The organism is Ruegeria sp. R14_0, from assembly GCF_017743975.1.
GTDB lineage: Bacteria > Pseudomonadota > Alphaproteobacteria > Rhodobacterales > Rhodobacteraceae > Ruegeria.
Genome location: NZ_JAGHRC010000003.1, coordinates 175,713 through 192,460, shown reverse-complemented (window position 1 = coordinate 192,460; position 16,748 = coordinate 175,713). Strand labels below are relative to the sequence as shown.

Sequence of the window (16,748 nt, the reverse complement as noted above, 5' to 3'; positions counted from 1 at the left end):
GATGTCGGACCCTGACGCCTATATCGCCCTGATCAGCAGCCTGCCGGGCTCTGAGCGGCTGTTTGTGGCCAAGCAGCCTCCGCTGTCACGGCTACGGCTGGACGGCCGCTTGAAGGCGCTGACGCCCGAAGACGCGCGGGTCCTGAAGGTGATGGAACACGCGCTGAGCTGGAACGAATACAACATGGATGTCACCGACGCTCAGGCTGTCGAGCGGTGCAAACAGGCGCTTGCCGACATTCCGCAACCGACCTTGCGTAGCCTATTTCTTGAACGCATGGACCTGCGCACTGTCGTTGCCGCATTGCGCATGCGCATGCAGGGGGGCTCTCCACCTGCGGGTGCCTTTGGCTTTGGTCGCTGGAGCCGTCATATCCCCGCCAACTGGGGCGATCCCGACTTTCGCCTGTCGGTGCCGATGCCCTGGATTAAAGAAGCGCGGCAACTGTTGGAGGCCGAAGACCCGCTTGGCCTTGAACGTCTGTTGCTGTCTGTCAGCCACAAGCAGCTGAAACGGCACGCCGGCCGCCATATCTTCGATTTCGAAGCCGTGGCGATTTACGTTCTGATCTGGAACATTTTTGACCGCTGGGCGCAAAGTAACGCTCAGGATGCGGCCATAAGATTTGAGAAGCTGGCCCAACAGGCCATGGCCAATGTCGCAGATTTCGATTTTGAGAGAGTAAGCGCATGACTGCCCAATCACCTTCGGTTCAAACCACAACTGCCCGCGTCGTCTCGGTCCAGGAAGGGCTGGTTCAAATTCAGGCCAATCACGATGCCGCGGGCGTTCCCGGGCAATTGGTCAAAAACGAAGTGGTGTTCATCCTGCCCACACGCCCCGGACCCGGTGGCCGTCAGGAACGTTTGAAGGCCGAGGTGCTGCGCGTGCGCGGCGACACGGCGGACGTTCAAGTTTACGAAAGCACCGATGGCGTTGCCGTGGGTGACCCTGTGGAACAGTCCGGCCAATTGCTGTCGGTCGAGCTTGGGCCCGGTCTGCTGGGGCAGGTTTTCGATGGTCTGCAGTCGCCCTTGCCGAAAGTGGCCGCCGAGTTCGGGACGTTCCTGCCGCGCGGCGCGGATGTTGCTCCGCTGGACGATCAGGCAAAGTGGTCTTTCACCCCGTCGGTCAAGGTTGGTGACACGGTCACAGCAGGCGACAGCATCGGCACCGTCCCCGAGGGGCGGTTCACCCACAAGATCATGCTGCCGTTCAACTGGGTCGGCGACTACAAGGTCGTTTGGGTTCAGAAAGGAGCCGCGTCCATCCATGAGATCGTCGCGCGTCTTGAAGACGAGCACGGCGGTGAGCACACTCTGACCCTGTTTCAGAAGTGGCCCGTTCGTCGACCTTTGCCTGAAAGCATCCTGAAACGTGCCCTATCGGAGCGACTTTATCCGACCGAACCGGTTCTGACCTCGCAACGCTTGATCGACACGTTCTTTCCCATCGCCCGCGGCGGTACGGCTTGCATACCCGGTCCGTTTGGAGCGGGCAAAACCGTGCTGCAGAACCTGATCGCGCGGAACTCCAAAGTCGATATCGTGATCGTCGTGGCCTGCGGTGAACGCGCAGGCGAGGTGGTGGAAACGATCCACGAATTTCCCAAGATGACCGACCCAATGTCTGGCGGCAGCCTTATGGACCGGACGATCATCATCTGTAACACCTCGTCGATGCCCGTCGCCGCGCGTGAAGCGTCAATTTTCACGGGCATTACTCTTGGCGAGTATTACCGGCAGATGGGCTATGACGTCCTGCTGATCGCAGACAGTACAAGCCGCTGGGCGCAGGCTATGCGCGAAACCTCAGGCAAGCTTGAAGAAATTCCGGGTGAGGAGGGGTTCCCCGCCTACTTGGAAAGCTCGATCAAGGGCCTGTACGAACGCGCGGGCGCGCTGAAGACCAACGATGGCGATCTGGGCAGTCTGACTTTGATTGGCACGGTTTCCCCGGCCGGCGGTAACTTTGACGAGCCGGTGACGCAGTCGACACTGTCGACGGTAAAGTGTTTCCTCGGCCTGTCATCCGAGCGCGCTTACAAACGGTTCTACCCGGCGGTCGACCCGATGCTCAGTTGGTCGCGCTATACCGATCAGCTTTCGGACTGGTACGACAAAAACGCCGAACCCGGCTGGACCGGAAAGGTGCGCGAATTGTTGGCTCTGATCGAAAAGGGCGAGCAGGTGGACCAGATGATGCAGGTCACCGGCGAAGAAGGCGTCACGATCGAGGATTTCGTCACCCAGCAAAAAGCGCTGTTCGTCGACATGGTCTATCTGCAGCAGGACGCCTTTGACAAAGTGGACGCAACCGTCCCGCTGGAGCGTCAGAAGATGACCTTCAAGCTGGTTTACAATGTCACGCAATCCACGGCGAGCTTTGCCGATAAGGCTGAAGTGCGTCAGGTATTCACTCAACTGACCGGACTGATGAAGAACTTCCACTATGCTGCGGAAAACACGCCGGAATTCAAGTCGATCTGGGGTCAGATCACGGACCTGTGCCACGATAAGTTTGGAGTGTAGATCAGGAGAAATGGTAGCCCGTAGGGGAATCGAACCCCTCTTTCCAGGTTGAAAACCTGGCGTCCTAACCGATAGACGAACGGGCCATTTGGTAATGGCACAAGCAAAAGTGGTAGCCCGTAGGGGAATCGAACCCCTCTTTCCAGGTTGAAAACCTGGCGTCCTAACCGATAGACGAACGGGCCACGCTGGCTTGTGGAGGGCCTTTTACGGTTTACCTCTAACCCCCGCAAGCCGAAAAATGCAGGGATGCGAAACTTTTTTGGTCGGGCTGGAAACTGGCTCAGATTGCCTCCGCCGCGTCCTCCAGTCTCAGCTGCACGCTCTGCCGTCCGCCCCAGGTGTTCACCTCAAGCCGTCCGGCGAAATGGAACCGGGCACCACCGTGATTGGACAGCCGTTCACCCATCGGAGTGTCAAAGGCACCAAAGGCGATGGCGTCCAGTCCTGCGCCCATTCCATCGGACAAGGACAGCTTCAAATGCGATTCCCCCACGCGCTTGGCAAAGCGCACCTGCAAGTCCGGCAAGGCATAACGCGGGGCAGGGGCGCTGGCCCCAAACGGACCGGCCTTTTCAATCTGTTCAATAAGGTCGACCGAGGCCGCGCCAGGCATCAATGCACCGTCCAGTTTCAGATCCGCCGGTCCGCCTTGACCAGCACCTTGTTTGGCAAGCAGCTCACTTAAACGCGCCATGGCGGGCTCCAACTGATCGCGCATGACGGTCAGTCCTGCGGCCATCTTGTGACCGCCGCCTTTGACCAACAGGCCCTCTGCCGCCAATCTTTGGATCGACGCGCCCAAATCAACGCCCGAGACCGACCGGCCCGAGCCCTTACCCTCATCCCCGTCAAATCCGATGACAATCGCAGGCCTGTTGGCGCTTTCTTTGAGGCGCGAGGCGACGATACCGACGACGCCAGGGTGCCACCCTTCACCTGCCGCCCAGACCAAAGGCGCGTCCAGCCCACGCTCCTCAGCCTGTTCCAGCGCCGCGGCACGCACTGCGTTCTCAATATCGCGCCGCTCGGTGTTCAGCTCATCCAATCTTTGCGACAGCGCCTCAGCCTCGGTCATCGAGTCGGTGCTCAGCAGACGCGCGCCCAAATCGGCCTGACCGATCCGCCCACCCGCATTGACGCGGGGGCCCAGCAGAAAACCCAGGTGATAGCTGTTGGGTGCCGCGTCCATGCGCGACACATCCGACAACGCGACAAGGCCCGGCCGCTGTCGCTGCGCCATGACCTTCAGACCTTGTCGCACCAAGGCCCGGTTCGCCTCAATCAGCGGCGCGACATCTGCCACGGTCGCGAGGGCCACAAGATCCAGCAAGCCAATAAGATCGGGACCTTTTGCCCCGGAGTCGCGCAGCTGCCGACCGACCTCAACCAGCATCAGGAACACCACCCCAGCCGCGCAGAGATAGCCCAATTCACCGCTTTCATCTTGCCGGTTAGGGTTCACCACGGCGACGCAGTCCGGCAGGGTCTCGCCCCCAAGGTGGTGGTCCAAAACAATGACATCCGCGCCTTTTGCCGCCGCAATCGGCTCGTGGCTGAGTGTCCCGCAATCCACGCAGATAATCAGCTCATGCGCCGCCGCCAGTTCCTGCATTGCGGGGACATTGGGGCCATACCCCTCGTCAATGCGGTCGGGAACATAGAGCGTTGATTGCGACCCCATCTGACGCAGCCAGACCAGCAGTAAAGCAGCCGAACTTCCTCCGTCCACGTCATAGTCTGCAAAGACCGCAACCCGCTGCTTTTCCCGTACGGCCTTAATAAAGCGTGTCGCCGCGGTTTCCATATCTTTCATGGACCGGGGATCAGGCAGCAGCTCTTTCAGCTTAGGCTCCAAAAAGCTCTGTGCTTCCATTGGCGGGACGCCGCGCCGGGCCAGAACCTGACACACGGCCCGTGGCAGCCCGGCCTGCTGCACCAGCATTTCTGTTGCGCGTTCGACCTCGGCCTCCGGCCCGATCCAACGCCGCCCGGTCAGTGACTGCTCAATGCCTAAAAAGCTCATGCCCTGCCTCTCATATGCCAAGGCCGGACCCTCTCGGACCCGGCCTCTTCATCTTTTTACAAATACTCTCGCCGAAGGCCGCGGCGCAAGCCGCTTTCCTCAGGTATGCGACCACATCGGCGTGCGGTAGGACATGCGACGGACCGATCCTGTCTTCGAACGCATCAGCAGGGTGGTGGTCTCAACCCAGCCCGGTTCACGCTTGATGCGCGGCAGCAGCGAGCCTCCGGTCACGCCGGTAGCAGCAAAGATCACGTCGGCCGTGACCATTTCATCCCGCGCATAAACACGGTCCAGATCGGTGATGCCCGCCTTGGCTGCACGGCCACGTTCGTCATCATTGCGGAACAACAGGCGACCAAAGATCTGACCACCCATGCATTTCAGCGCCGCAGCGGCCAGAACGCCCTCGGGCGCGCCACCTTGGCCCATATACATGTCAATGCCCGTCTCTTCGCTTTCGGCACAGTGCATGACCCCGGCCACGTCCCCATCAGTGATCAGGCGGATCGAGGCGCCGGTCTCGCGCACTTCGGCGATCATTGCTTCATGACGGGGGCGTTCCAGAATGCAGACGGTGATGTCGGCAGGCTCGCACCCTTTGGCCTTTGCCAGCGCCTCGACGCGTTCACGCGGGCTCATGTCCAGGTTCACGACGCCTTCCGGAAATCCCGGGCCGATGGCCAGCTTGTCCATGTAAACGTCAGGTGCATGCAGCATCGAGCCGCGCGGACCCATAGCGATTACTGTCAAAGCGTTCGGCATATCCTTGGCCGTCAGCGTGGTGCCTTCCAGCGGGTCCAGCGCGATGTCCACGCCAGGGCCGTTACCGGTGCCAACTTCTTCGCCGATGTAGAGCATCGGTGCTTCGTCGCGTTCGCCTTCGCCGATGACAACGACACCAGCAATGTCCAGCAGGTTCAGCTGTTCGCGCATAGCGTTCACAGCCGCCTGATCCGCAGCCTTTTCGTCGCCACGCCCGACCAGCGAGGCCGAGGCCAGTGCGGCCTGTTCCGCGACCCGCGCAAGGCCCAAAGACAATAGGCGGTCGTTGAAGTCGATTTTGGCAGCGCTCATTTTAGGTATCCTCAGGTCAGTAAAGGCGTTTCTTCGGGCATAGCCTGCGTTTCACGCGGGCTGCAAGGGTCAAACCTCTTCAATCCGCAATGCGACGGGCTCGGCCGCGACGACGTCGGTCGCGCGCAGACCGTCCAGCGCGACGTCCAGCGTGGCGCGGGTTGTCTTGTGCGTCACGATCAGAACAGGTGCGGTGCTGTCGGTATGGCCATACTGGCGCATCCGGTCGATGGAGACCCCTGCGTCGCCGAGTATCGCGGCGACTTTGGCCAGTGCTCCGGGTTTGTCGAACAGGGCCAGACGCAGGTAATAGGGCGCAGGCAGGCCGGTGATGGCCGGTTTGGCGTCTTCCAATGTGGTGGCGGGTCGGCCAAAGGTCGGAATCTGCAGGCCGCGAGCCAGATCGCAGACGTCGCCCATTACAGCGCTGGCCGTGGGACCTTCGCCCGCGCCGGGTCCACGAAGAACAACCTGATCGACGGCGTCGCCTTCGATCACGACCATATTAGTGCCGCCTTCCAGCTGACCCAGAGGCGAGCCGCTGGGGACAAGACAGGGCTGCATCCGCTGTTCCAGACCACGGGCCGAACGTTGCGCAACGCCCAGCAGCTTGATGCGATACCCCATGTCATCGGCCTGATGGATGTCATCCAGGCTGATCTGCTGGATACCTTCAATCTGGATGCCGTCGAAATTCGGCTTGGTGCCAAACGCGATTGAGGACAAAAGCGCCAGCTTGTGCGCCGCGTCGATGCCGCCCACGTCGAGGTTTGGATCAGCTTCGAGGTATCCCAGTTCGGCACATTCCTCGAACAGGGCATTGTAGCCCAGCTCTTGCGATTGCATCCGGGTCAAAATGTAGTTGCAGGTGCCGTTCATCACACCCATGACGCGGGTGATCTGGTTACCGGCCAAGCCTTCGGTCAGGGATTTGATGACCGGGATGCCTCCGGCAACGGCGGCTTCGAACCGGATCACTCGGCCTGCGGCCTCGGCCTGTTCGGCCAGCTCTTGGCCGTGAATGGCCAGCAATGCCTTGTTGGCGGTGACCACATCCTTGCCAGCAGCCAACGCGGCCTCGACCGAGGCTTTGGCCGGGCCATTCTCACCGCCCATCAGCTCGACAAACACGTCGACATCATCCCGTTGGGCCAGAGCGACCGGGTCCGTTTCCCACGCGTAGTCCGACAGGTTCACACCTCGGTCTTTGTTCGCATCGCGCGCGGACACAGCGGTGATCTCGATCGCGCGGCCTGTCCGTGCCTGTAGCAGGTCGGCATGGCGGCGGACGATCCGCACGACACCCACGCCTACTGTTCCCAAGCCCGCAATTCCCAGCCGCAGCGCCTGTGTCATTCCGTGGGTTCCTTTCCGCTCGAATGTCCTTGGTATCAGGCTATACGCCCGCTCAACGGTGCCTTAGCGGGTTCAGCGACGGGGCGCAATCCGAGACAGCGGTAACAGGTGTTTGAATCGCAATGGATCAGTTTGTTTGCGCGTTTTGCAGCGCCTCGGCCTTTTGGGCCAGCGCTTCTGCGCGTGCAGTCAAATCCTCTTCGACCTCAGCGGCCTCGTTCACGGGATCAACAGGTGGGCCCAGAATGTCCTGAACCGGGATCAGCTTGGGATACTTGGCCCAGCGCACGTTTGGCTGCTCTCGCCCGTCCAGTTCCGGGAAATCCGCGCAGGCTGCGCAGGTCAAAAGCAGAACCAAAACTGTCAGGGGCTTCATGCTGAACCCTTTTCGATTGCATCTGACCCTGTGATGCACCTTTTGCGGCGAGCGTTCAAGCGGGGTTCTATATGAACGCTTGTTCATATACGATATGGGTATGGCACGTACTCAAGGATCACATTCCGACATCACTGGCCCGCGCATCCGCAAAGCAGCGTTGGGTTTGTTCGCCCGGCACGGCTATGCGGCCGTGTCCATGCGCCAGATTGCCAAGGAGGTCGGCGTGCAGGCGGGGGCGTTGTACAACTACACCCCGGACAAGCAAAGTTTGCTGTATCGGTTGATGCAAGATCATCTGAAGGATCTGCTGGCCGCCTATGCGGCGTTGGATAAACCGACTGGTCCTGAGGACGCGCTGCGCCGATTTGTCGGCTTTCACATTCGGTTCCACATGGAGCGGCCGGATGAGGTGTTCATCGCCTATATGGAGCTGCGCAATCTTACGCCCGAGAACTTTTCGGAGATCGAAGCCTTGCGCCGGGCCTATGAGGATTCACTCGAAAGGATATTGCAGGACGGTCAGAATGCCGGGCTGTTCTCGGTCGCAGACACCAAGATCGCAACATTGGCGGTGATTGCCATGTTGAACGGTGTAATGACCTGGTATCGGACCGGTGGCCGATTGTCGTTGGATGAGGTCGAGCAGATCTATTGGGATATGGTCAGGCGCGCCGTAACCGCCTGACCACGTTTTCTTTTTTTGTTAGTGAGCTGCGCGGATGAACGTACCGTTGCGCAATTCGCGGAACGCCTGTTCCAGTTCGGCCCGGGTGTTCATCACGATAGGTCCATGCCATGCAACTGGCTCGTCTATCGGTGCGCCCGAGATCAAGAGAAACCGCACGCCCTCGGGGCCTGCTTGAACAGTGACTTCATCACCGGTTCCGAACCGGACCAGAGTCCGGTCCCCCGAAAGATCGCGGATGTTGACCTCTTGCCCGGCGACTTCCTTTTCCAGCAGTACGCCGGTGGGTTGCGATGCGTCGGCAAAGGCTGCCTGACCTTGGAACACATAGGCAAAGGCCCGGCGATAGGTGTCGATCCGAAAGGTCTTTTTCACTCCGGCCGGGATTTGCACGTCCAGATACTGTGGATCGGCTGCAATGCCGTCGACGGGACCGGTCTTGCCCCAGAATTCCCCCACGATGACGCGCACGGTTGTTCCGTCATCATCGATGACCTCGGGGATGTCTTTGCTTTGCACGTCCTGATAACGGGGCGCGGTCATCTTCTGATCTGACGGCAAGTTGCCCCACAGTTGAAACCCGTGCATCTGGCCCGCAGTGTTTCCCTTGGGCATTTCCTGGTGCAGGATCCCGGAACCAGCGGTCATCCACTGGACATCACCTGCACCCAGTGTCCCGGTGTTTCCAAGCGAATCCGCGTGTTCGACGGTGCCTGACAGCACGTAGGTGATGGTCTCGATGCCGCGATGGGGGTGCCATGGGAAACCCGCTTGATAGTCCTGCGGGCGCTCGTTCCTGAAGTCGTCGAACAACAGGAATGGATCAAGCTCGGACGGGTCCTGGAACCCAAAGGCCCGGTGTAGTTTTACGCCTGCGCCTTCCATGGTCGGCACGGCTTTGCGGGTTTCCAATGTTGGTCTGAGGGACATGATGATCTCCTGAACTTCTGAGGATCATGTATGTTGTGCGCTATCTGCGTCAATTTGCATGCAAACACGGGGACTGTGCGCAAATTCGCAGGATGTGTCCCTCTGTTTTTTGTTGCGCAAAGCGGCTAAACCCATGCGAAACAGAGCAGGGAACGCCAATGCAACAGGAAATTCTAGCCACGGTCCGCCCATCTTCACCAAGACGATGGCTGGGGGTGGGAATGCTGTCTACCGTCGGTGTGCTTGTCATCTATGTCGCGATCGCCACACCGCCAGAGCCAGTCTGGCAGATGTTTCTGTTGGTTGTTGGGGGGGCGTCGTTCTGGCTTGCCTACCGGATGTGGCACGCCACAAGCGACTGGATCGAATTGACTGAGACTGAACTCAGAACCGGGGCAGGGCACTTGATCGCTCGGATCGAAGACATCGAGGCCATCGATCAGGGCGTGTTTGCTTTCAAGCCCTCAAACGGGTTTTTGCTGAAAACCAAAGAAAAGGCGGGCAACAGCTGGGCACCGGGTTTGTGGTGGCGGTTAGGGCGCCGCGTAGGCGTGGGCGGCCTGACCACGGCCGCCGAAACCAAATTTATGCTTCAGGGGCTGTCTGCGCTGGTGGGATGTCCAACTGACAGAACTTAGCAGAAGGGTTCCCTTTCACAATTGGGACAAAACGCGGGCGCGAGAAAACAAAATTGTTGAACTCGTTGCCGCCAGACAGCCACTTTGTCGTCGTACGCGGAATGTACTCTTTGGACGTTTCGACAATGATCAACGTGTCCAAGTCCGCCATTGCCGGCAGCTTTTCGATCAGCGGATCGTGGTTGTCCTGTGTCCAATTCCCTTCAAAACCGCAATGCGTCGACCAATTGACAATATAGTACTCGTCGGCACCTGTATCTGGGTCGGCCGCAACATATGTGACGACCGACAAACGCATCCGCAACGGCGAGTCATTGGCCACCATTCGGTTATACAGGACGTACATGGATTCCGCGTAGGTGTCGGTGATTTCCCTGTCACCTTCCCGCGAAATCAAGTCGCTTATTGTGTATGCCGCTTTCACGTTGGCAGTGCTTTCGAGAAAGCCGTCGAAGTAAGAATAGGTAAGCGTTACCGCCCAAGTGAGAACGGGAAAAATAATTGCCGTTTCAACGGAAAGGCTGCCGTTTTCTCGACGGGCAAAGTTACTAAGGGAGCGAGGGATGCGTGGGAAGAAACGCTTCATATTAGGGCTCCTGAACAAAAGTGGTTGTCGTCGTCAGTGTGACGAGGTTGTGGCCTGACATCTTCCGGCCAACTTCAGTTGTCGGGAACAACGGATCAACCAGGGCGCAGGCGCGCATAATCATGAGCGAATTCGATCCACCGTTTTGGAATGTGGTCACCGGTTGAACTTCTTCCTCTCTATCAACGCAAGTTGGCTCGGCAGGGAAGTTCACGCCGCTGAAAGGGTCCTGAACAATCATCTCCAACAGCAGATTGTTCGAGCAATCCCGCATACCGACCATATTGCCACAAATGGCATCCTTGATCGTGTCGTGTTCTGTGTCCGGTAAATTGATGCCAAGTCGAATATCGCGCACGACCAGGTCCACGGAGCGTTCCAACATCGCTTGTTGAATCGTGACCAGTGCATATTCAATCACGGCCAGAATGAAGAACATGTAAAGAGGGAAGAGGATAACAAACTCGATTGTCACTCCGCCGTCTTCGGTCCGCTTGAAGCGAACTATTTTTCCCAGCGTTTTGAGGATCATTGCGTCAGCCTCAGGCGTTTAATTGATACTGCAATGGTCTGAAAAACCTGTTCCAAAGTCAGATTTTCGCTTCCCAACGTGCCGCCGGCGTTAACCGGGAAAAAGAAACCGTCGCCGCTCGAGCAGTTTTTGATTGCTTTGACGCCAACGTCCGGTGCTTCGAACGCAATGCCATAGATGTCGACATTTTTTGCTTTGAGTTTGCCGCAGATATTCTTCAGACGCGTATCTTTGGTCGTTCTGCTGGTCGTGGTAAATGCTCTCGAGTACCAGTTAGTGTTGTTGTTGTCCTGCCAAGCATAGTTATACCGAGCGTTCCAGTCTAAGTTTACGCGGTTCCACAATTGGGGGTAGGTCAGGCGCGTATTCTTGTCTGCGCCACCGTAGGGTTCAGTCTGGTCTTCCAACTCCTGCCGGGTCCAGTAATAGAGATCCGGATCAGTAGAGGTGCGAACGCTGTACTCATTGTCGTGAATAACTTCATCACGACACCATGTTCCCCAGCCCGGGTAATAGGTGCAAACTTCACCGATGATTGGGTCTGAGTTGAACCAAACATCCGAAGCCCCATCGCGCAGATCATCGTCCAGTATCCAGTTTTCGGTGTTCTCACCATCGGTCATAACAACCATGATCTTTTTGACGTTAGTGTCATACGCCGCCGGTCGGTTACTAAAGACCGGAGGTACAACTTTCTTAGGCTCTTGAGACGTCCCAACGATGAAACCAGTATCTGGATCAACATTCACATTTGGGTCGAAATTCTGATTTGCCAGTTGCGCGATCACAGGCTGGAAAGAAGGGTCCAGAAACGCGGCACCCCATTTCACCCCGATATCAATCGACGTGTTTCCGCCTGGTGTCATCGCGTTAATCTGCTTGTGCAGGTCTGCAATAACATTGGTCACTGGTGTTATGGCGCTGCCTGCTCGGGTAGTGCAGACAGAACTCCTGTGAAGTTCGCTACTGTAATTGTCCCCATAGTTTCTTCGGTCGAAATGCGCTGTTCGGTTGAGAGGTTTGGTGGGGTCCAAAGCAACTTCCCCGAATTGGGACGGTTTGAAGTTTACGCAATTCGAAAAGGTGTGCTCGCGCGTCACGCCGGACATCTTATCCAGGATATTCGCGCTGGCATTCACCTGATTGTTGTACGGAATGATCGCGATCGAAATCTTGTCGGGATCTTCTTCTTTGTAGATCGTATTCACGAATTTGACCGCAGCTTCACGAAGCGCGGCAATTTTCTTCTTGTTGGCTGTCGCAGAGTTCCAATTCATGGAGCCTGAGATATCGAGAACCATCGCGATTTCGATCGAACCGATGGCCTCTTCCGCGACGCTTGCGGCTGCCGCTGTCAGTTTGGGATAACCGAAATAGGACAAGAAATGCATGTCAACATCGACTGAAGCATTGGCCGTGACTTTTCTTGAGCCAATTCCTTCGAGAACGATAGGCTCTCCCGTAAGTTCCCCGCGAACGTCAGATTTCTCGATATAGGACTTTACGACCTCCTTAGGAGGAAGGTCTTGCTTAACGTTCGCTGCTGCAAGAACCGCGCGGTCCAGAGTAGCCTGCAGACTTGTGCGGTCGCGTTCAAAGTTCATGATGTCCACGCCGATGCCAGCTGTCGCCATGATGAGCAAAAAACCGATGAGCACGAAAATGGTGAAGACACCACCATCTTCCTCTCGCGCGAAACGCCGCGCTGCAGAGGTTTCACCCTTTTGGTTTTTAGAACCGCACTTAAATACGCGCATTGCCATTTTGCCGACCTCGCTGAGCAGAGACTCTAACTGCTAAGGAAACGTTAACGTTCAAAAATTAACGGCGAAACGTGGCGTGAATTGGGCAAAATCGCCAGGTATTTGGCTAGTTTGCAGGCAGACTGGGGATAATTTTGCGGCATTCAGGGTTTCTGTTTTCCCTGCGGCGACAATTTCGGCGCTTTCGAAGATGACCGGCGACTCAGCCTGTTTCGCGGGTCTTCCGTAGGATTCTGCGTTTTATCTTTGCTTAAATATTGATCGTTTAGGCAATGGGTGCGACAAAACGTCAGAACGCTTTGCGTTCACCGGCACGGAGGATCACATGACGCCAAACAACGAACCCAGCTTTCGCCAAAGTGTAGACTTGATGTTTAACAGGGCGGCGTCCCTGATGGATCTTCCTCCGGGATTGGAAGAAAAGATCCGTGTTTGCAACGCCACCTATACGGTGCGTTTTGGCGTTCGGCTTCGCGGCGATATTCACACGTTCACTGGTTACCGATCGGTTCACTCTGAACATATGGAGCCCGTGAAGGGCGGTATCAGATATGCCACCGCCGTGAATCAGGATGAGGTTGAGGCGTTGGCGGCACTGATGACGTACAAATGCGCCCTGGTTGAGACGCCATTTGGCGGCTCGAAAGGGGGGTTGTGCATCGACCCCAGAAAATATGAAGAGCATGAACTTGAGCAGATCACCCGACGTTTCGCCTATGAACTGGCCAAGCGGGATCTGATCAACCCATCCCAGAACGTACCAGCCCCGGACATGGGCACGGGTGAGCGTGAGATGGCCTGGATGGCCGATCAGTATGCCCGGATGAACACCACGGACATTAACTCGCGGGCCTGTGTGACCGGCAAACCGCTGAATGCCGGCGGGATCGCCGGACGGGTCGAAGCAACGGGTCGGGGCATCCAGTACGCTTTGCGTGAGTTCTTTCGCCATCCGGAAGACATGCAGAAGGCGGGGCTTTCCGGAAAGCTGGATGGCAAGCGTGTCATTGTTCAGGGCCTTGGCAATGTGGGATATCACGCCGCGAAGTTCCTGAGCGAAGAGGACGGCTCGAAAATCGTCGGAATCATCGAATGGGACGGCGCGCTGTATAATCCCGAAGGGATCGACGTCGAGTCGGTTCGCCAATGGATCATCAAGCATGGCGGTGTCAGCGATTATCCGGATGCAACCCATTCGGCCGAAGGTACTGCCGTTCTGGAAGAAGACTGCGACATTCTGATTCCGGCCGCATTGGAGGGGGTTATCAACCTTTCCAACGCGGAACGCATCAAGGCGCCGTTGATTATCGAGGCCGCGAATGGTCCGGTGACCGCCGGTGCGGATGAGATTCTGCGCAAGAAGGGCACGGTCATCATTCCGGATATGTACGCGAATGCAGGCGGTGTGACGGTGTCCTACTTTGAGTGGGTCAAAAACCTGAGCCATATCCGTTTCGGTCGCATGCAGCGCCGGCAGGAAGAGGCGCGGCACGAGCTGATCGTCAGCGAGCTACAGCGGCTGGACCGTTACCTTGGTGATGCGTGGTCGATGTCTCCGGATTTCAAGGCCAAGTATCTGCGCGGCGCGGATGAGCTGGAGCTGGTGCGCTCGGGCCTGGATGACACCATGCGGATTGCCTATCAGTCGATGCGCGAAGTGTGGCACAGCCGCGATGACGTCGAAGACCTGCGGACGGCGGCCTATATCGTGGCTATTGACCGGGTTTCCAAAAGTTATCGCGCCAAGGGTCTCTGAAGCCAACGCGCAATCTGGTTTTGACCGGGTTGCGCAACACAGTTGCCGATGTTCGCACCGATGCGATGAAAACGCCAATGGCAGCTTACGCCTGCGGCAGGTAAGCTGCAGCGACAGAATCGATTTTCGGAGTACCCCATGTTGCGTATCGCCCTTGCTGCAGCTTTGCTGGCCACACCTTTGGCCGCCGCCGAGACCAAGGAACAAAGCTGCCAGTACCAGGCTGACGTTGTTAAGGCGATTCAGCAGGCCCGGCTGGACCGTGTCAAAGAACGCGATGTGCCACAGGCGGTTGCAGAAACAAGCCCGTCCTGGCCTGAAAACTACAACGCGGCGATCCCACTGATCACCCCTTGGGTTTATGAGCAAAAGATGCGGGATGTGCGCAAGAAAGATCTGGGTGCAGCGTGGCTAGAGCTGTGTCTGCAGCAATAATCCACAGTCCGACGATTTCTTTGTGGACAAACGCTCGCCCCTGTCTTGGCGAGCGTTTCCATTTCTGGCAGGTTTAAGCCATGTCCTTGCCTCCCGGTTTTCTCGATGAACTTCGCACCCGGCTCAGCCTGTCTCAGGTTGTCGGTCGCAAAGTCACGTGGGATCAACGCAAGTCCAATCAGGGCAAGGGGGATATGTGGGCGCCATGCCCGTTTCATCATGAAAAGACCGCCTCGTTCCACGTTGATGACCAAAAGGGGTTCTATTACTGCTTTGGATGTCATGCCAAAGGTGATGCGATTACTTTTGTGAAAGAGACCGAGAACGTCTCGTTCATCGAAGCGGTTGAGATACTATCGCGCGAGGCCGGCATGCCGATGCCCGCGCGTGATCCGAAAGCGCAAGAGAAGCAGGACCGCCGCTCACAGCTGGCCGAAGTCATGGAGCAGGCGGTGCAATTCTTCCGTCTGCAGCTCAAGACCGGTGCAGGGGGTGCAGCGCGGGATTACCTGACGCGTCGTGGTCTGGATCCGCAAGCGCTGGATCGATGGGAAATCGGTTTTGCACCTGACGGATGGCAAGGGTTGTGGGATCATTTGCGCGGCAAGAACGTGGCCGAGGATCTGATCCTTGGGGCAGGTCTGGCCAAGCCTTCGAACAAGGGCAAAAAGCCGTACGACACGTTTCGCAACCGGATCATGTACCCGATCCGCGACCCCCGGGGGCGCTGCATTGCCTTTGGCGGTCGCGCGATGGACCCCAACGACAACGCGAAATACCTGAACTCGCCTGAAACTGAATTGTTCGACAAAGGCCGCAGCCTTTATAACCACGGACCTGCCCGTCAGGCGGCGGGGAAGGGACAGCCACTGATCGTGGCCGAGGGGTATATGGACGTGATCGCCTTGGCCGAGGCCGGGTTTGGGTCTTCGGTCGCGCCGCTGGGCACGGCGATCACCGAGCATCAATTGCAACTGCTCTGGCGGATATCGGATGAGCCGATCATCGCGCTGGATGGCGATACGGCCGGTTTGCGCGCGGCGATGCGCGCCGTCGATCTGGCCTTGCCGTTGCTCGAGGCCGGGAAATCCCTAAGATTTGCGCTGATGCCCGAAGGCAAGGACCCTGATGACCTATTGCGCGCCGAAGGACCTGGGGCGGTTCAATCGGTGCTGGAAGGCGCGATCCCAATGGTCAAACTGCTGTGGCAGCGCGAGACCGAGGGCAAGGTGTTCGACAGTCCGGAACGCAAGGCAGCTTTGGACAAGGCGCTGCGCGACAAGATCAAACTGATCCGAGACCCTTCAATCCGGTCGCATTATGGACAGGAGATCAAAGACCTGCGCTGGCAATTGTTCCGCCCGCAACGCCAGCCGCAGAACCGTCAATGGCAGCCGCGCGGCAAGTGGCAACCCAAGCCAGCCGCAACACCAGGTGCACGCGCTTCATTCCTTGCGTCGTCCGAGAATGCCGACATCCAACTGCGTGAGGCAGCAATTCTCGCCATCGCAATCCTGAACCCTGAGGTCGTCATCCAGTTTGAAGCGCAGCTGGAAGAGATGGAGTGCCATGACCCCGACCACGCGGCCCTGCGCGCGGCCATTTTGCGGCACGCCATCGATGACCCGGATCATCTGAAAGACCACATAATCGAAACTTTAGGCAGCGAAATCCTTGAAAACCTGCTGGCCCTTCGCCATGTCGCAGTAATCCCCTGTGTGTTCAAACCAGGCGACGTTGAAAAGGCCGAGATGACACTGGCCGAGGAACTCGCAAAGATCAAAGCGCTCCGGGGGTTGGATGCCGAGATTGCCGAAGCTGCCGAGGAACTTACTGAACTGGCTGATGAGGCGCTGACATACCGGCTGGCACAGGCCGCCGAAGAGCGCAACCGTACGAGTCGTAGCCAGAACGAGGACAGGGCGGTATTCGACATCGCCGACAACGGTGCGCGAATCAACCGCGACGAGAAAGACGCGTTCAAGGCGATCATGTCCGGCATCAATTTCGAACGGAAACGTCGTTAAAGTGATGTTTTCGTAAGGCACTGGAA

At 57.7% G+C, this 16,748-nt stretch carries 15 protein-coding genes and 2 tRNA genes; 7 read left to right on the top strand and 10 right to left on the bottom strand.

The genetic code is table 11. The annotated features are described in order from the left end of the window. Window position 1: 1 nt before the first annotated feature. Entirely contained in the window at window positions 2–694 is a 693-nt protein-coding gene (locus J7416_RS10740) for a hypothetical protein (RefSeq protein ID WP_209224765.1), read from the top strand. Then, the gene (locus J7416_RS10735) at window positions 691–2,532 is read left to right on the top strand and encodes a V-type ATP synthase subunit A (protein WP_209224764.1); all 1,842 of its coding nucleotides are present in this window, start codon (window positions 691–693) and stop codon (window positions 2,530–2,532) included. The genes J7416_RS10740 and J7416_RS10735 overlap by 4 nt, the downstream gene beginning before the upstream one ends. Before the next feature lie 11 nt (window positions 2,533–2,543). On the opposite strand, the gene J7416_RS10730 is transcribed toward J7416_RS10735, so the two are convergent. The 6 genes from J7416_RS10730 to J7416_RS10705 form a co-directional block, all read right to left on the bottom strand. Continuing rightward, window positions 2,544–2,618 (bottom strand) — tRNA-Glu (locus J7416_RS10730). A 24-nt stretch (window positions 2,619–2,642) separates the two neighbouring features. Beyond that, a tRNA-Glu gene (locus J7416_RS10725) sits at window positions 2,643–2,717 on the bottom strand. A gap of 98 nt (window positions 2,718–2,815) precedes the next feature. After that, window positions 2,816–4,558 (bottom strand): single-stranded-DNA-specific exonuclease RecJ, encoded by a 1,743-nt coding sequence (gene recJ / locus J7416_RS10720; RefSeq protein ID WP_209224763.1) that lies wholly within the window; start codon window positions 4,556–4,558, stop codon window positions 2,816–2,818. 99 nt (window positions 4,559–4,657) lie between these two features. Further along, window positions 4,658–5,635, bottom strand: a complete 978-nt coding sequence (glpX, locus tag J7416_RS10715) for a class II fructose-bisphosphatase (protein WP_209224762.1) — start codon at window positions 5,633–5,635, stop codon at window positions 4,658–4,660. A 69-nt stretch (window positions 5,636–5,704) separates the two neighbouring features. After that, window positions 5,705–6,991: a homoserine dehydrogenase gene (locus J7416_RS10710; protein WP_209224761.1), complete on the bottom strand. Its 1,287-nt coding sequence runs from the start codon at window positions 6,989–6,991 to the stop codon at window positions 5,705–5,707. Between the two features lie 127 nt (window positions 6,992–7,118). After that, window positions 7,119–7,367: a hypothetical protein gene (locus tag J7416_RS10705; RefSeq protein ID WP_209224760.1), complete on the bottom strand. Its 249-nt coding sequence runs from the start codon at window positions 7,365–7,367 to the stop codon at window positions 7,119–7,121. Between the two features lie 100 nt (window positions 7,368–7,467). On the opposite strand from J7416_RS10705, the gene J7416_RS10700 reads away from it, so the two are divergent. After that, on the top strand, window positions 7,468–8,055 hold the full coding sequence (locus J7416_RS10700) for a TetR/AcrR family transcriptional regulator (protein WP_209224759.1): 588 nt from the start codon (window positions 7,468–7,470) through the stop codon (window positions 8,053–8,055). An 18-nt stretch (window positions 8,056–8,073) separates the two neighbouring features. Here J7416_RS10700 and J7416_RS10695 read toward each other — a convergent pair whose 3' ends face one another. Beyond that, window positions 8,074–8,985 carry a pirin family protein gene (locus J7416_RS10695; protein ID WP_209224758.1) on the bottom strand — a complete coding sequence of 304 codons (912 nt, stop codon included), beginning with the start codon at window positions 8,983–8,985 and terminating at the stop codon, window positions 8,074–8,076. Window positions 8,986–9,206: 221 nt separating this feature from the next. Here J7416_RS10695 and J7416_RS10690 point away from each other — a divergent pair, with 221 nt between their 5' ends. Beyond that, window positions 9,207–9,623: a hypothetical protein gene (locus J7416_RS10690; protein ID WP_247744237.1), complete on the top strand. Its 417-nt coding sequence runs from the start codon at window positions 9,207–9,209 to the stop codon at window positions 9,621–9,623. Here J7416_RS10690 and J7416_RS10685 read toward each other — a convergent pair. From J7416_RS10685 to J7416_RS10675, 3 genes are read right to left on the bottom strand one after another with little or no spacing between them, the layout of a single operon-like run. Then, window positions 9,571–10,209 carry a hypothetical protein gene (locus J7416_RS10685; RefSeq protein ID WP_209224756.1) on the bottom strand — a complete coding sequence of 213 codons (639 nt, stop codon included), beginning with the start codon at window positions 10,207–10,209 and terminating at the stop codon, window positions 9,571–9,573. The two genes, J7416_RS10690 and J7416_RS10685, sit on opposite strands and share 53 nt — an antisense overlap. Before the next feature lies 1 nt (window position 10,210). Continuing rightward, on the bottom strand, window positions 10,211–10,741 hold the full coding sequence (locus J7416_RS10680; RefSeq protein WP_209224755.1) for a TadE family protein: 531 nt from the start codon (window positions 10,739–10,741) through the stop codon (window positions 10,211–10,213). Next, window positions 10,738–12,504: a TadE/TadG family type IV pilus assembly protein gene (locus tag J7416_RS10675; protein WP_209224754.1), complete on the bottom strand. Its 1,767-nt coding sequence runs from the start codon at window positions 12,502–12,504 to the stop codon at window positions 10,738–10,740. Before J7416_RS10675 ends, J7416_RS10680 begins: the two co-directional genes overlap by 4 nt. Window positions 12,505–12,829: 325 nt before the next feature. On the opposite strand from J7416_RS10675, the gene J7416_RS10670 reads away from it, so the two are divergent. From J7416_RS10670 to dnaG, 3 genes are all read left to right on the top strand, one after another. Beyond that, window positions 12,830–14,260, top strand: coding sequence for a Glu/Leu/Phe/Val dehydrogenase (locus J7416_RS10670; protein ID WP_209224753.1), 1,431 nt, complete (start codon window positions 12,830–12,832; stop codon window positions 14,258–14,260). 138 nt (window positions 14,261–14,398) lie between these two features. Next, the gene (locus J7416_RS10665) at window positions 14,399–14,695 is read left to right on the top strand and encodes a hypothetical protein (protein ID WP_170422090.1); all 297 of its coding nucleotides are present in this window, start codon (window positions 14,399–14,401) and stop codon (window positions 14,693–14,695) included. Between the two features lie 80 nt (window positions 14,696–14,775). Then, window positions 14,776–16,722 carry a DNA primase gene (dnaG, locus tag J7416_RS10660; protein WP_209224752.1) on the top strand — a complete coding sequence of 649 codons (1,947 nt, stop codon included), beginning with the start codon at window positions 14,776–14,778 and terminating at the stop codon, window positions 16,720–16,722. The last annotated feature ends 26 nt before the right edge of the window (window positions 16,723–16,748 follow it).

What these genes read in the sequence shown, in the direction of transcription:
- J7416_RS10740 (WP_209224765.1), top strand. Translation starts at nt 2, where the DNA reads ATGTCGGACCCTGACGCCTATATCGCCCTGATCAGCAGCCTGCCGGGC.
- J7416_RS10735 (WP_209224764.1), top strand. Translation starts at nt 691, where the DNA reads ATGACTGCCCAATCACCTTCGGTTCAAACCACAACTGCCCGCGTCGTC.
- recJ (WP_209224763.1), bottom strand. Translation starts at nt 4,558, where the DNA reads ATGAGCTTTTTAGGCATTGAGCAGTCACTGACCGGGCGGCGTTGGATC.
- glpX (WP_209224762.1), bottom strand. Translation starts at nt 5,635, where the DNA reads ATGAGCGCTGCCAAAATCGACTTCAACGACCGCCTATTGTCTTTGGGC.
- J7416_RS10710 (WP_209224761.1), bottom strand. Translation starts at nt 6,991, where the DNA reads ATGACACAGGCGCTGCGGCTGGGAATTGCGGGCTTGGGAACAGTAGGC.
- J7416_RS10705 (WP_209224760.1), bottom strand. Translation starts at nt 7,367, where the DNA reads ATGAAGCCCCTGACAGTTTTGGTTCTGCTTTTGACCTGCGCAGCCTGC.
- J7416_RS10700 (WP_209224759.1), top strand. Translation starts at nt 7,468, where the DNA reads ATGGCACGTACTCAAGGATCACATTCCGACATCACTGGCCCGCGCATC.
- J7416_RS10695 (WP_209224758.1), bottom strand. Translation starts at nt 8,985, where the DNA reads ATGTCCCTCAGACCAACATTGGAAACCCGCAAAGCCGTGCCGACCATG.
- J7416_RS10690 (WP_247744237.1), top strand. Translation starts at nt 9,207, where the DNA reads ATGCTGTCTACCGTCGGTGTGCTTGTCATCTATGTCGCGATCGCCACA.
- J7416_RS10685 (WP_209224756.1), bottom strand. Translation starts at nt 10,209, where the DNA reads ATGAAGCGTTTCTTCCCACGCATCCCTCGCTCCCTTAGTAACTTTGCC.
- J7416_RS10680 (WP_209224755.1), bottom strand. Translation starts at nt 10,741, where the DNA reads ATGATCCTCAAAACGCTGGGAAAAATAGTTCGCTTCAAGCGGACCGAA.
- J7416_RS10675 (WP_209224754.1), bottom strand. Translation starts at nt 12,504, where the DNA reads ATGGCAATGCGCGTATTTAAGTGCGGTTCTAAAAACCAAAAGGGTGAA.
- J7416_RS10670 (WP_209224753.1), top strand. Translation starts at nt 12,830, where the DNA reads ATGACGCCAAACAACGAACCCAGCTTTCGCCAAAGTGTAGACTTGATG.
- J7416_RS10665 (WP_170422090.1), top strand. Translation starts at nt 14,399, where the DNA reads ATGTTGCGTATCGCCCTTGCTGCAGCTTTGCTGGCCACACCTTTGGCC.
- dnaG (WP_209224752.1), top strand. Translation starts at nt 14,776, where the DNA reads ATGTCCTTGCCTCCCGGTTTTCTCGATGAACTTCGCACCCGGCTCAGC.